The following is a 13,243-nucleotide window of genomic DNA, read 5'->3' as shown; positions in this document are numbered from 1 at the left end:
GCGACGGCGGTGTCACCGCGAACCGCCGCGGTCCTGCTCGGCCCCTTCCGCGCCCTTGTCGCCCTCGGCCTGGGAGGGGGTGCCGGCCTGTGCGCCGCCCTCCTCCCGCGCCTTCCGGTCGGCGGCCTCGGCGGCGTGCCGCTCGCTCAGTCCCCGCGTCTGGTCGACGCCCTCGTCGTCGTCCCGCTCGCCCTCGGCCTGTGATGGCGTCCAGCCGCTCATGCGCCGCTCCTCCCTCGTGTCGTGGCAGGTCCCGGCCTCCCGGAACCCTTCCGCGGTGCCTGCCGGGTACCCGGAGCGGCGCCGAATCCACCCCGCGCACCCGCGCCGGACGCGCCCGGTGGAAACCCGCGGAAAAAATCACGGAGAGCCGTGCAACCGTTCCGCCCGGTCGCGGGTCATAGGTGGTGTCGGTCGCCTTGGGGGAGGATGACGGGGGAGAAGAGACCGACGGGGGGGCACGAGGGGTCCGGCCGCCGAGGCCGGGCCCCTCGTAACGTTCCGCGCCGCCGCGCCGCCGCGCCGGGGCGCGTCACGCCGCACGGCCGCGCGCCGTCCCTCACCGGGGCAGCGCGCCGGCGGTGGGGAAGGAGCTCTGCGCGCCGGGCCGGGTGACCGCCGCGGCCCCCACCCGCACCGCGAACCGCACGGCCGCCTCCGGTGTGTCGCCGCGGGCGAGCCGCCAGGCCAGGGCGCCGGTGAAGGCGTCGCCCGCGCCCGTGGTGTCCACCGCCTCCACCGCCGGGCTCGGCACGCGGACGGTGCCCCCGGGGCCGCGGTGCAGCGCCCCGGCGGCGCCCAGGGTCACCACCACGCTGCGCGGGCCGAGGGCCAGCAGCGCCCGTGCCTGCTCCCCGGGGTCCCGCGGCGCCCCCGCGCCGCCCAGCAGACCGCGCGCCTCGTGCTCGTTGACCACCAGCGGGTCGCAGACCGCCAGCACGTCGTCGGGCAGCTCCCCGGGCGGTGAGGGGTTGAGCACGACCCGGGTGCCGGCCGCCGCGGCCGCGCGCGCGGCCGCGGCGACGACCGGCGCGGGCACCTCCATCTGGAGGGAGACCACGGCGGCGCCGGCCAGCACCCCGTGGGCGGCGGCCACGTCCTCGGGGGTGAGCCGGGCGTTGGCGCCGGGCGAGACGACGATGGTGTTGTCGCCGCGGGCCCCCACCGCGATCAGGGCCACCCCGGTGGGGGCGCCCCCGGTCAGCACCGGTGCGGTGTCCACCCCCGCCGTCCGCAGCGACTCCAGCAGCATCCGGCCGTGGGCGTCGTCGCCGACCCGGGCCAGCAGCGCGGCCCGCGCGCCGAGCCGGGCGGCGGCCACGGCCTGGTTGGCGCCCTTGCCGCCCGGGTGGACGGCGAGGTCGGAACCGAGCACGGTCTCGCCGGGGGCGGGATGGCGCTCGACGCGGGTGACCAGGTCGGCGTTGGCGGAACCGACCACCAGCAGCTCCGCGGGGGCCGGCGCGCGCGAACCGTCCGCGCTCCCCCGGGCGCGCCGTTCCGCCGCGGCGGACCCTCCCGGCCGCAAGGCGGCGTCCCTGGTCCCCGTCATGCCGCAGCACTCCCTCGGGCGCGTGGAAACGGCCACACCGGCGTGCGCCCAGGGTAGGGGGCTCCGCGCCGGGCGGCGACCGCCCCGGCGCGGAGCCCCCACCGGGGTGCCCGGCTGTCGGCGGTCGGGGCTACGGTCTGTGACATGTCGTTCCGACCCGCCGTGCTCGAGGGCGTCCTCGAGCGCATCACCTACGCCAACGAGGACAACGGCTACACCGTCGCCCGCGTCGACACCGGGCGCGGCGGCGGGGAGCTGCTCACCGTCGTCGGCTCCCTGCTCGGCGCGCAGGTCGGGGAGTCGCTGCGGATGGAGGGCCGCTGGGGCTCGCACCCGCAGTACGGCCGGCAGTTCCACGTGGAGAACTACACGACGGTGCTGCCCGCCACCGTCCAGGGCATCCGGCGCTACCTGGGCTCCGGGCTGATCAAGGGCATCGGGCCGCGGATCGCCGAGCGGATCGTGGACCACTTCGGCCTGGAGACGCTGGAGGTCATCGAGAACGCCCCGGAGCGGCTGATCGAGGTGCCCGGCCTCGGCCCGAAGCGGACCAAGCTGATCGGCGCCGCCTGGGAGGAGCAGAAGGCCATCAAGGAGGTGATGGTCTTCCTCCAGGGCGTCGGGGTCTCCACCTCGATCGCGGTGCGCATCTACAAGAAGTACGGCGACGCCTCGATCTCGGTGGTGAAGAACCAGCCCTACCGGCTGGCCGCCGACGTGTGGGGCATCGGCTTCCTCACCGCCGACCGCATCGCGCAGGCCGTCGGCATCCCGCACGACAGCCCGGACCGGGTCAAGGCCGGCCTGCAGTACGCGCTGTCGAACTCCGCCGACCAGGGGCACTGCTACCTGCCGGAGGAGCGGCTCATCGCCGACACGGTGAAGCTGCTCCAGGTGGACACCGGCCTGGTCATCGAGTGCCTGGGGGAGCTGGCGGGCGAGGAGGAGGGGGTGGTGCGCGAGCGCGTCCCCGACCCGCAGCACCCGTCGGAGGCGGTCACGGCGGTCTACCTGGTGCCCTTCCACCGGGCCGAGCTGTCGCTGGCGGCCCAGCTGCTGCGGCTGCTGCGCACCGAGGAGGACCGCATCCCCGCCTTCCGGAACGTCGACTGGGAGGCGGCCCTGTCCTGGCTGGCGCGGCGCACCGGCGCCGAGCTGGCCCCCGAGCAGCGGGACGCGGTGCGGCTGGCTCTGACGGAGAAGGTCGCGGTGCTCACCGGCGGCCCCGGCTGCGGCAAGTCCTTCACCGTGCGGTCGGTGGTGGAACTGGCCCGCGCCAAGGGGGCGAAGGTGGTGCTGGCCGCGCCCACGGGCCGGGCGGCCAAGCGGCTGTCGGAGCTGACCGGGGCGGAGGCCTCCACCGTCCACCGGCTGCTGGAGCTCAAGCCCGGCGGGGACGCCGCGTACGACCGGGAGCGGCCGCTCGACGCCGACCTGGTCGTCGTGGACGAGGCGTCGATGCTCGACCTGCTGCTGGCCAACAAGCTGGTCAAGGCCGTGCCGCCGGGCGCCCACCTGCTGCTGGTGGGGGACGTGGACCAGCTCCCCTCGGTGGGGGCGGGCGAGGTGCTGCGCGACCTGCTCGCCGAGGGCGGCCCGGTCCCGTCCGTGCGGCTGACGCGGATCTTCCGGCAGGCCCAGCAGTCCGGGGTGGTGACCAACGCCCACCGGATCAACGCGGGCCGGCCCCCGATCACCCAGGGCCTGCCGGACTTCTTCCTCTTCGTGGAGGAGGACACCGAGGAGGCCGGGCGGCTCACCGTGGACGTGGCGGCCCGGCGCATCCCCGCGAAGTTCGGCCTCGATCCGCGCCGCGACGTGCAGGTGCTCACCCCGATGCACCGCGGCCCGGCCGGCGCGGGCACCTTGAACGGCCTCCTCCAGCAGGTCGTCACGCCCGCCCGTCCCGACCTTCCGGAAAAGCGGTTCGGCGGGAGGGTTTTCCGGGTGGGCGACAAGGTCACTCAGATCCGCAACAACTACGAGAAGGGCGCCAACGGGGTCTTCAACGGCACGGTGGGCGTGGTGACCGCCCTGGACACCGACGAGCAGCGGCTGACCGTGCGCACCGACGAGGACGAGGAGGTGGGGTACGACTTCGACGAACTGGACGAGCTCGCGCACGCCTACGCGGTGACGATCCACCGCTCCCAGGGCAGCGAGTACCCGGCGGTGGTCGTCCCGGTCACCACCGGCGCCTGGATGATGCTCCAGCGCAACCTGCTCTACACGGCGGTGACGAGGGCGAAGCGCCTGGTGGTCCTGGTGGGCTCGCGCCGGGCCCTGGAGCAGGCCGTGCGGACGGTCTCCGCGGGGCGGCGCTGCACCGCCCTGGACCACCGATTGCGCGGCGCACCGCACCCCGCGTAACTTGCCGGAGGCACTCCGTGCCACCTGAGGGCCCACTGGCCGACCCCGAGTGCACCGCACGGCACCGGGTGGGGGACAGTGGAGAGAAGTCAGGGCACCTCGAACACCTCGAAGAAGAGGCACTACGTCGGTGAGGGATGACGTGAGCGACAACTCTGTAGTACTGCGGTACGGGGACGGCGAGTACAGCTTCCCGCTGGTGAACAGCACTGTCGGCGACAGTGGGTTCGACATCTCCAAGCTGCGCGCCCAGACCGGTCTGGTGACCCTGGACTCCGGTTACGGCAACACCGCCGCATACAAATCGGCGATCACCTTCCTCGACGGAGAGAAGGGCATCCTCCGCTATCGCGGTTACCCGATCGAGCAGCTCGCCGAGCGCGGCACGTTCCTCGAGACGGCCTACCTGCTGATCAACGGAGAGCTCCCCACCGTCGACCAGCTGGCCGAGTTCGGGAACGAGATCACCCAGCACACGCTCCTCCACGAGGACGTGAAGCGGTTCTACGACGGCTTCCCCCGGGACGCCCACCCCATGGCGATGCTCTCCTCGGTGGTGAGCGCGCTGTCCACCTTCTACCAGGACAGCCACAACCCCTTCGACGAGAAGCAGCGCCACCTGTCCACCATCCGGCTGCTCGCCAAGCTGCCCACCATCGCGGCCTACGCCTACAAGAAGTCGGTGGGCCACCCGGTGGTCTACCCGCGCAACGACCTGGGCTACGTCGAGAACTTCCTGCGCATGACGTTCTCGGTGCCGGCCGAGGAGTACGAGCTGGACCCGGTCGTGGTCAGCGCCCTGGACAAGCTGCTCATCCTGCACGCGGACCACGAGCAGAACTGCTCGACGTCCACGGTGCGCCTGGTGGGCTCCTCGCAGGCGAACATGTTCGCCTCGATCTCCGCCGGCATCAGCGCCCTGTGGGGCCCGCTGCACGGCGGCGCCAACCAGTCGGTGCTGGAGATGCTGGAGCGCATCCAGGCCGAGGGCGGCGACGTCGACGCCTTCATCCGCCGGGTGAAGAACAAGGAGGACGGCGTCCGCCTGATGGGCTTCGGCCACCGGGTCTACAAGAGCTTCGACCCCCGGGCGAAGATCATCAAGGCGGCGGCGCACGATGTCCTCTCGGCGCTCGGCAAGAGCGACGAACTGCTGGACATCGCGCTGAAGCTGGAGGAGCACGCGCTGGCGGACGACTACTTCGTCGAGCGCAACCTCTACCCGAACGTCGACTTCTACACCGGTCTGATCTACCGGGCCATGGGCTTCCCGACCAGCATGTTCACCGTGCTGTTCGCGCTCGGCCGGCTGCCGGGCTGGATCGCCCAGTGGCACGAGATGATCAAGGAGCCGGGCTCCCGCATCGGCCGCCCGCGCCAGATCTACACCGGTGTCGTCGAGCGCGAGTACGTCCCGGTGGAGCAGCGCTAGGCGGCCCCGCAGCCGCCGCCGGACCGTGCGGCGCGGCCGTCGCGCCGCCGCGGCCCGAGCCCCGCAGACCCCGTTCCGCAGCACCGCGCGGAACGGGGTCCTTCGCATGGGCGGAGGGGAAGGGAGGCGGGTGGCCGCACCGCGCAGTCGAGTGACGCACGTCACATCGTTTGGGGGGTAACCATCGGCCGGGGTCGTGTGTCTAACGGGGTGGCGGTCGGTACTCCGGCGGAGCCGCCGCCCGCCCGCCGTGTTCGTCTGTGGGGGACGAGGACGGCGGTCCGCGGCGCGACGTGCCTCGGGGGAGCTTGAGCGGCCCTCCCGCCCGCACGCCGCCCGGCAGGCACCCGGCCAGGATCCCGTGGGGGGAGTCCATGACCGGGAGAAGGGAAGCGCCCCGTCGACGGGCCCGTGGGGGGACTCGTCGTTCGGGGCGCTTCTGCCGTCTGCGGGCCCCGGGAGGCCGTCCGCCGCGCCCCCGGGCGGGAGGGCTACGCCTCCGGGAGGCCGCCCCCGCGCCGGCCGGGCGCCCCCGCGGAGCCGCCGTCCCCCTCGCCGCGCACCGAGACCGTCATCAGCGGCCGCAGGTCCTCCGCCGGCTCGCCGACCACCCTGCCCCCCGCCCGCACCCACGCGTGCGGCGAGAAGGGGGGCGCGGCGCGCACCCCGGCGCACCAGTCGGGCCAGGCGCCCGAGGCGCGGCAGACCAGGGCGACCGCGATGGAACGGGGCAGGCAGCCGTACCAGCCTGCGCACCTGCGGCTGGTGGCGACCACCGCCTCGTACGCGGCGAGGGCCTCCTCGTGCCCGGCGGGGCGGGCGCCCCGGCTCACCCGGGCCAGCAGTCGGCGCAGCCTCCCCGGGCGCAGCCGGCTCAGGACGAGGGCCGCGGCGACGGCGGAGCGCACCCGCAGGCCGCCGGGGCCGCCTCCCCGGCGGGGCATGGTCATCTCGGTGGTCACGGCGTGACGATCTCCGCGTCGAGGAGCCGGCCGATCAGCTCCGCCACGTCCGCCTCGGCCTCGGCGCGCCCGACGTCGAACTCCTCCAGCAGCCGCTCGACGGCGGCCTCCCGGCCGCCTCCCCCGGCCAGCGCGTCCACCACGACGGCGCCGCACTCGTTCAGCTGCCAGTAGGCGCCGCTGCGTTCGTCGAGCAGCACGGCGCCGTACTCGGTGGCGGTGAGGGCCACACCCTGTCTGAGCTTCAAGAGACTGCCTCGCTCTCCTCGGAATCGCGGTGACGCTCCCCGCCCGGCCCGGCGCCTTCGGCGGGCCAGCCGCCCTCGGCCGTCCGCAGCCACGCCTCGCAGGAGACCGTCGCGTCGATCGGATGCTGCTGGAGCACGGGTGAGAACGGGTCGTCGGCCAGCCGGCGGAGCCGCCCGGCGTCGACGAGCCCGCGCTCGGCCAGGAGGGAGCCGGACCACAGCGCGCGCAGGTCGGCGGAGTGCTCGCGCAGCCCCTGCACGTCGTCGGCGGCCATGTGGTCCTTGGTGGTCCGGGCCAGCAACCGGGCCGGCACCACCTCGCGCACGGCCTCCACCAGCAGCGGCTTGTACCGCCAGGGGACCAGCCGGTCCTCGGCGCGGACGGCGAGGACCGCCTCGACCACCCGGTCGTCGTAGAACGGCGCGGCCACGGGGAGGCCGGCGGTGACGCCCACGTCCTCCAGGACCTGGAAGCCGCGGGCGCCCAGCCGCACCGTGTCGATGTCCGCGTGCCGCCCGGGGCGCGGGTCCAGCGGCTCGGCGTGCTCGGCCGCCGAGCGGAACCCCTCCAGGATCAGCTCCACGGCGCCGTCGGTGAGCCACGGCCGCAGCGTCTGGCGCGGGCCCCAGGAGAGCGCCGGGCTGCGGTCCGCGGGGGGCCCGGACGTCACGGCGCCGGCCAGCCAGGCGGCGAACGGGGGGCGCGCCAGCAGGCCGCGCAGGGTCGGCCACAGCGGCCAGCCGTACTGGTGCCGCAGCGCGCCGAGCCGGCTCCAGGCCTTCAGGGGGCTGCGCGGGAGGAGGTCGCAGCAGGCGGCCGGCAGGCCGTTGAAGAGTTCGTCCCCGCCGTAGCCGGTGAGGTGGTACCGGGAGCCCGTCGCGGCCGCGCGGCTGAGCAGCAGGTGCGCCCGGGCCCGCGCGGGGGCGACGGGGAAGGGCTCGTCGAGCAGTTCACGGGCGTTGCCCCGCAGGTCCGCGTAGAACAGCGGGGCGTCGTGGGCGGGAATGACGCGGTGCTCGACCGGCCGGGGGGCGCCGCGGCGGAGGTCCGCCGCGCCCCGGCGGGCCCACGCCTCGTCCTCCGCGTGGGCGTTTCGCGAGGCCACGGTCAGCAGGGCCGTCTCCCGTGCGCCCGCCCGCCGGGCGAGGAAGGCGACGGCGGTGGAGTCCAGCCCGCCGGAGAGCTCGCAGCTGATCCGGTCGTGCCCGGCGAGGTGGGCGCGCACGGACTCCGCGAGGGCCGCGGCGAGGAGGGGGGCGCCCTCCGCCGCGCCGAGCTCCGGCTCGGGGGGCCGCCACCAGCGCCACACGGTGTGCCCGGGGCCGCCGGCGCCGTCGCGCAGGCTGAGCGCGTACGCCGGGTCGACCTCCTCCAGGCCGCGCCAGACCGGGCGGTGCCGCAGCGGGTGCGGGAGGTGGTCCAGCAGGCGCAGGGCGAGCGCGCCGTCGTCGAGCTCCGCGCCGGTGAGGTGGGCCAGGACCGCCGGGCGGTCCGAGACGAGGCGCCCGGCGGCGTGCCGGGCGTGGTAGACGCGCCGGTGCCCGGAGGCCGTGCCCCGCACGCAGACCTCTCCCCCGATCCGGGAGACCACGTGGTGGAGCCCGGGCAGCCGCGTCAGCCGCCGGTGGAGGTCGGCGGTGTCGCGCGCCGGCTCCAGGACGCCCAGCAGTTCGGCGTCGGGAACGGGCCCCGGGCCGATCAGCACCAGGGCGTCGTCGCCGCGCGTGACGCGGCTGATCCGCCGGAAGGGCAGGCGGGAGACGATCCAGGGGCGTCCAGAGGGATGGGGGACGACGTGCAGTTCCCCCGCCGGCCGGAGACGCCCGGCCACGGCCCGCCCCTCGGCGGAGTCCGGAAGGACCGCGAAGAAGTCGCGCAGATGACCGGGCATCTCCACTCCCGCGCCGGTCAGATGAACCGGCGGGTGAAGTACTCCTTGTACGAGCCGTAGAAGTAGCCCGCGGTCTTCTTGCGGAAGGCCCCCTGGTGGAAGAGGGAGGGCTTCACGTAGGTCTTCTTCTGCTTCTTCATGTCTTGCGCGCTCTCCTCGTGGCAGGACAGCCCTGTACGGATGCGAACACTCGCGTGCCGCGCGGGGCTGTGACCGGAGTGACGGACGGGATCACCCTCACAGCCGATCACAAGCCCTGCAACGCACTTTTGCGTCATCTTCACGCGGCACGCGGGCGGCTCTGTTTGCCAATGGGACAACTTTCGGCTGATGCGATCATTCGGTCATCGGAAGGCTCGCAGCCGCAGGCTGTTGGTGACGACGAAGACGGAGGAGAAGGCCATGGCGGCCCCCGCGATCATGGGGTTGAGCAGCCCCGCGGCGGCCAGGGGCAGCGCGGCGACGTTGTAGCCGAAGGCCCAGAAGAGGTTGCCCTTGATCGTGCCCAGGGTGCGCCGGGCCAGCCGGATGGCGTCCGCGGCCACCCGCAGGTCGCCGCGGACCAGGGTGAGGTCGCCGGCCTCGATGGCGGCGTCGGTGCCCGTCCCCATGGCCAGGCCGAGGTCGGCCCGCGCGAGGGCGGCCGCGTCGTTGACCCCGTCGCCGACCATGGCCACCGTGCGGCCCCCGGCCTGGAGGCGCTCCACGGCGTCGACCTTGTCCTGCGGCATGACCTCCGCGATCACCTCGTCGATGCCCACCTCGCGGGCGACGGACTCGGCCACGGCCCGGTTGTCGCCGGTGAGCAGGATCGGGGTCAGCCCCAGGGCGCGGAGCCGGGCGACGGCCTCGGCGCTGGTCTCCTTGACCGCGTCGGCCACCGCCAGGACGCCCCGCGCCCGTCCGTCCCAGACGACGGCGACGGCGGTGTGCCCCTCCGCCTCGGCCGCGGCACGGGCCCCGGCCAGTTCCCCGGGGAGCTCCACGGCGAGTTCGGCCAGCAGCCCGTCGCGGCCGACGGCCACCTCGCGCCCCTCGACGGTGCCCCGGACGCCCAGTCCGGGCAGGGCGGTGAACTGCGCGGGCGAGGGCAGCGGGCCGGCCTCCTCGGCGGCCGCTGCGGCGATCGCCCGGGCGACGGGGTGCTCCGAGGCGTGCTCCAGCGCACCGGCCAGCCGCAGCACCTCGGCCCTGTCCTCACCGCGGGCGGTGTGGACGGCCCGGAGGGTCATCCGGCCGGTGGTGACGGTGCCGGTCTTGTCCAGCACGACGGTGTCCACGGCCCGGGTCGACTCCAGCACCTCCGGCCCCTTGATGAGGATGCCGAGCTGGGCGCCGCGCCCGGTGCCGACCATCAGGGCGGTGGGCGTGGCCAGTCCCAGGGCGCAGGGGCAGGCGATGATCAGCACGGCGACGGCGGCGGTGAACGCGGCGGCGGGCCCCGCGCCGGTGCCCAGCCAGTACCCCAGGGTGGCCAGCGCGATCAGCAGCACCACCGGGACGAACACCGCCGAGACCCGGTCGGCCAGCCGCTGCACCTCGGCCTTGCCGTTCTGCGCCTCCTCCACCAGGCGTGCCATGCGGGCCAGCTGGGTGTCGGCCCCCACCCGGGTGGCCTCCACCACCAGGCGCCCGGAGGTGTTGACGGTGGCGCCGGTCACCGTGTCGCCCACCGAGACGTCCACCGGCACCGACTCGCCGGTGAGCATCGAGGCGTCCACGGCCGAGGAGCCCTCCACCACGCGGCCGTCGGTGGCGATCTTCTCGCCCGGCCGGACCAGGAACCGCATGCCGGTCCTCAGCTCCGCGACGGGGACCGACTCCTCGCGGCCCCCGCGCAGTACGGTCACCTCCCGGGCCCCCAGCTCCAGCAGGGCGCGCAGCGCCGCGCCCGCACTGCGCTTGGAGCGCCCCTCCAGCCAGCGGCCCAGCAGGATGAACGTGGTCACCCCGGCCGCGACCTCCAGGTAGAGGGCCGAGGAGGCGTCGGCGCGCGAGACCGTCAGGTCGAAGCCGTGCCGCATCCCGGGCATCCCGGCGTCGCCGAGGAACAGCGCCCACAGCGACCAGCCGAAGGCCGCGAGCGTGCCCACCGAGACCAGGGTGTCCATGGTGGCCGCACCGTGCCGGAGGTTGGTCCAGGCGGCCCGGTGGAAGGGCAGGGCGCCCCAGACGACCACGGGCGCGGCGAGGGCCAGGCAGAGCCACTGCCAGTACTCGAACTGGAGTGCCGGCACCATCGACAGCAGGACGACGGGCACCGACAGCGCCAGCGAGACCAGGAAGCGCTGCCGCAGCGCGGCCAGGGTCCGGTCCGCGCCGTCCGCGGCGCCCTCCCCGTCCCCGGGCGGGCCGCCGCGCTCCGGGGCGGGCGGCTCGGGGACCCGGGCGGTGTAGCCCGTCCTCTCGACGGTGGCGATCAGGTCGCCGACGGTGACGGCGCCGTCGGGGTAGGCGACCCGGGCCTTCTCGGTGGCGAAGTTGACCGTGGCGGTCACGCCGTCCATCCGGTTGAGCTTCTTCTCCACGCGGGCGGCGCAGGAGGCGCAGGTCATCCCGCCGATCGCGAGTTCGATCTCGGCGGTGTCCGCCGGGGCCCCGGCGGGGGCGGTCGTGCTGGTGGTCATGCTGTCTCCCGGAAAGGGGGCCGGGCCGCACCGGCGGCGCGGACGCGCGGGGGTGCGGCCCGGCGGGGACGGGGGCGGACGGCTCAGACCCGGCCGACGAGCTCGTAGCCCGCCTCGTCGACGGCGGCGCGCACGGCCTCGTCGTCCAGGTCGCGGTCGGAGGTGACGGTCACCAGGCCGGAGGAGGCGACGGCCTTCACCTCGGTGACGCCGTCGATCCCCGAGACCTCCTCGGTGACCGCGCCCTCGCAGTGGCCGCAGGTCATGCCGGTGACCTTGTAGGTGGTGACGGTGCTCATGTCTTCTCCACTCCTCGGATGGGCGTGCGGGGGCGTCCGGGAGGGACGTCTTCCCCGGTGATGTCGATGGTATACCCCTAGGGGGTATGAGCCAAGCGAGGGTCGCCCCCTCGGGACGGGTCGGGGCGGGGAAGGGCGGTCGCCGTGCCGGCGGGGAGCGGCACGGCGAGGGCGGCGGTGAGCGCGGGCACGGGGCAGCGGCGCGGAGGACGGCGGCGCGGAGGGCGTGGGGGAGGGCGGGCACGGGGCAGCGGCGCGGAGGGCAGCGGCGCGGAGGACGCGGGGAGGGCCGCTGGGCGTGCGGCGTCGCCGGAGTCCCCGGAAGCGGCGCGCCGGCCGGGACGGGGTGCGGCGGGGGCCGCGGCCCCCGCCGCGGGGAGCCGGAGGGCGGGCCGGGCGGCCGCCGACCGCGAGCTCGTGCTGGCGGCCGGCGCCGGGGCCGTCAGCCCTCGCGGTCGGCGGGAGCGGCCGCGTCCCGGCGGGCCGCCTCCGCCCGCCGCTGGTAGATGTCCGGGACGTTGTCGTGGTCGTCGTCCCGGTTCTCCTCCTCCCACAGCCGCCGGTACTTGGCGTTGCGGGCCCGCAGGAAGATGCAGGCCACCAGGGCCGAGGCCAGCGAACCGACCAGCACCGCGGCCTTGACGTGCTCGGCGACCGCGGGGTCGTCGACGAAGGCCAGCTCGCCCACCAGCAGCGAGACGGTGAAGCCGATGCCGGCGAGCATCGAGACGCCCGCGACGTCCGCCCACTCCAGCTCGTCGCTGAGCTGGGCGCGGGTGAAGCGGGCCGCCAGGTAGGTGCCGCCGAAGACGCCGGCGATCTTCCCCACGAACAGGCCGAGCATCACACCCAGCGCCTCGGGCTGCCGAAACGTCTCGCCCAGGGCGTCGGCGGAGACGCCGACGCCCGCCGCGAAGAGGGCGAAGACCGGCACCGCGAAGCCCGCCGACAGCGGACGCACCTGGTGCTCGATCCGCTCCGCCGGGGACTCCTTCTCGTCGGCCCAGCCCGCGCTGCCCTGGTGCGGCTTGACCCGCAGCAGCATGCCCATCGCCACACCGGCGATGGTGGCGTGCACCCCGCTGGCGTGCATCAGCGCCCAGATGACGAGGCCGAGCGGCACGTACACGTACCAGCCGCGCACCTGGAACTTGTGGTGGAGGAGGCCGAACACCACCAGCCCGGCCACCGCCCCGGCCAGGGCGGGCAGGTTCAGGGTGGAGGTGTAGAAGACGGCGATGACGACGATCGCGCCCAGGTCGTCGACGATCGCCAGGGTGAGCAGGAAGGCCCGGATGCCCGAGGGCAGGTTGGTGCCGATCACGGCGAGCACGCCGAGCGCGAAGGCGATGTCGGTGGCCATGGGCACGGCCCAGCCGTCCATCTGCCCGCCGCCCGCCGCGTTGACGGCGACGTAGAACAGGGCGGGCACCACCATGCCGCAGACCGCCGCCACCACCGGCAGGGCCGCGGCGGCCGGCCGGCGCAGCTCACCCAGGAGCAGCTCGCGCTTGAGTTCGATGCCGGCGACGAAGAAGAAGATCGTCAGGATGCCGTCCGACGCCCAGTGCCCCACCGAGAGGTCCAGGTGGAGGGAGTCGATCCCGAAGTGGAAGTCGCGCACGGACTCGTACACGTCCCCCCACGGGGAGTTCGCCCACACCAGCGCCACCACCGCCGCGGCCAGCAGCAGCATGCCGCCGACCGTCTCGGTGCGCAGCGCCTCCAGCAGGAAGCGGCGCTCCTGGAACGAGGGGAGTCCGAAGAGGGAGGTGCGCTCTTTGGGGGCCTGGGACATGGAGTGGGACCTCCGGTCGGTTTCGGGCACGTCGACGAACGTCGCCGACCAGACTTCCCGGCA

At 74.8% G+C, this 13,243-nt stretch carries 11 protein-coding genes; 2 read left to right on the top strand and 9 right to left on the bottom strand.

Going from position 1 to position 13,243, the window contains the following annotated elements; all coding sequences use genetic code 11:
* Nucleotides 1–12 precede the first annotated feature (12 nt).
* Together ACFSJS_RS18990 and ACFSJS_RS18985 are read right to left on the bottom strand one after the other, a co-directional pair.
* On the bottom strand, nt 13–222 hold the full coding sequence (locus ACFSJS_RS18990) for a hypothetical protein (protein ID WP_380901927.1): 210 nt from the start codon (nt 220–222) through the stop codon (nt 13–15).
* A 337-nt stretch (nt 223–559) separates the two neighbouring features.
* Nucleotides 560–1,552: a ribokinase gene (locus ACFSJS_RS18985; RefSeq protein ID WP_380901925.1), complete on the bottom strand. Its 993-nt coding sequence runs from the start codon at nt 1,550–1,552 to the stop codon at nt 560–562.
* 144 nt (nt 1,553–1,696) lie between these two features.
* Here ACFSJS_RS18985 and recD2 point away from each other — a divergent pair, with 144 nt between their 5' ends.
* Entirely contained in the window at nt 1,697–3,922 is a 2,226-nt protein-coding gene (gene recD2 / locus ACFSJS_RS18980) for an SF1B family DNA helicase RecD2 (protein WP_380901923.1), read from the top strand.
* A gap of 142 nt (nt 3,923–4,064) precedes the next feature.
* Entirely contained in the window at nt 4,065–5,354 is a 1,290-nt protein-coding gene (locus ACFSJS_RS18975) for a citrate synthase (protein ID WP_380901921.1), read from the top strand.
* Between the two features lie 491 nt (nt 5,355–5,845).
* On the opposite strand, the gene ACFSJS_RS18970 is transcribed toward ACFSJS_RS18975, so the two are convergent.
* The 7 genes from ACFSJS_RS18970 to nhaA all read right to left on the bottom strand — a co-directional run bounded on the left by ACFSJS_RS18970 (nt 5,846) and on the right by nhaA (nt 13,180).
* Nucleotides 5,846–6,316, bottom strand: a complete 471-nt coding sequence (locus tag ACFSJS_RS18970) for a lasso peptide biosynthesis B2 protein (RefSeq protein ID WP_380901919.1) — start codon at nt 6,314–6,316, stop codon at nt 5,846–5,848.
* Nucleotides 6,313–6,564 (bottom strand): lasso peptide biosynthesis PqqD family chaperone, encoded by a 252-nt coding sequence (locus ACFSJS_RS18965; RefSeq protein WP_380901917.1) that lies wholly within the window; start codon nt 6,562–6,564, stop codon nt 6,313–6,315. Before ACFSJS_RS18965 ends, ACFSJS_RS18970 begins: the two co-directional genes overlap by 4 nt.
* A complete protein-coding gene (locus ACFSJS_RS18960; protein WP_380901915.1) occupies nt 6,561–8,456 on the bottom strand; it encodes an asparagine synthase-related protein in 1,896 nt (631 codons plus the stop codon). Before ACFSJS_RS18960 ends, ACFSJS_RS18965 begins: the two co-directional genes overlap by 4 nt.
* Before the next feature lie 17 nt (nt 8,457–8,473).
* The gene (locus ACFSJS_RS18955) at nt 8,474–8,596 is read right to left on the bottom strand and encodes a keywimysin-related RiPP (RefSeq protein WP_380901913.1); all 123 of its coding nucleotides are present in this window, start codon (nt 8,594–8,596) and stop codon (nt 8,474–8,476) included.
* A 204-nt stretch (nt 8,597–8,800) separates the two neighbouring features.
* Entirely contained in the window at nt 8,801–11,083 is a 2,283-nt protein-coding gene (locus tag ACFSJS_RS18950) for a heavy metal translocating P-type ATPase (protein WP_380901911.1), read from the bottom strand.
* A gap of 83 nt (nt 11,084–11,166) precedes the next feature.
* Nucleotides 11,167–11,382, bottom strand: a complete 216-nt coding sequence (locus ACFSJS_RS18945) for a heavy-metal-associated domain-containing protein (protein ID WP_380901909.1) — start codon at nt 11,380–11,382, stop codon at nt 11,167–11,169.
* A 442-nt stretch (nt 11,383–11,824) separates the two neighbouring features.
* Nucleotides 11,825–13,180, bottom strand: a complete 1,356-nt coding sequence (gene nhaA / locus ACFSJS_RS18940; protein ID WP_380901907.1) for a Na+/H+ antiporter NhaA — start codon at nt 13,178–13,180, stop codon at nt 11,825–11,827.
* Nucleotides 13,181–13,243 lie beyond the last annotated feature (63 nt).

This window comes from Streptomyces desertarenae, from assembly GCF_042681365.1.
In the GTDB taxonomy this organism is placed as follows: domain Bacteria; phylum Actinomycetota; class Actinomycetes; order Streptomycetales; family Streptomycetaceae; genus Streptomyces; species Streptomyces desertarenae.
The sequence above is the reverse complement of the archived record's forward strand: the minus strand, read 5'-3'. Positions and strand labels throughout refer to the sequence as shown.

What these genes read in the sequence shown, in the direction of transcription:
- ACFSJS_RS18950 (WP_380901911.1), bottom strand. Translation starts at nt 11,083, where the DNA reads ATGACCACCAGCACGACCGCCCCCGCCGGGGCCCCGGCGGACACCGCC.
- ACFSJS_RS18955 (WP_380901913.1), bottom strand. Translation starts at nt 8,596, where the DNA reads ATGAAGAAGCAGAAGAAGACCTACGTGAAGCCCTCCCTCTTCCACCAG.
- ACFSJS_RS18945 (WP_380901909.1), bottom strand. Translation starts at nt 11,382, where the DNA reads ATGAGCACCGTCACCACCTACAAGGTCACCGGCATGACCTGCGGCCAC.
- nhaA (WP_380901907.1), bottom strand. Translation starts at nt 13,180, where the DNA reads ATGTCCCAGGCCCCCAAAGAGCGCACCTCCCTCTTCGGACTCCCCTCG.
- ACFSJS_RS18960 (WP_380901915.1), bottom strand. Translation starts at nt 8,456, where the DNA reads ATGCCCGGTCATCTGCGCGACTTCTTCGCGGTCCTTCCGGACTCCGCC.
- recD2 (WP_380901923.1), top strand. Translation starts at nt 1,697, where the DNA reads ATGTCGTTCCGACCCGCCGTGCTCGAGGGCGTCCTCGAGCGCATCACC.
- ACFSJS_RS18985 (WP_380901925.1), bottom strand. Translation starts at nt 1,552, where the DNA reads ATGACGGGGACCAGGGACGCCGCCTTGCGGCCGGGAGGGTCCGCCGCG.
- ACFSJS_RS18990 (WP_380901927.1), bottom strand. Translation starts at nt 222, where the DNA reads ATGAGCGGCTGGACGCCATCACAGGCCGAGGGCGAGCGGGACGACGAC.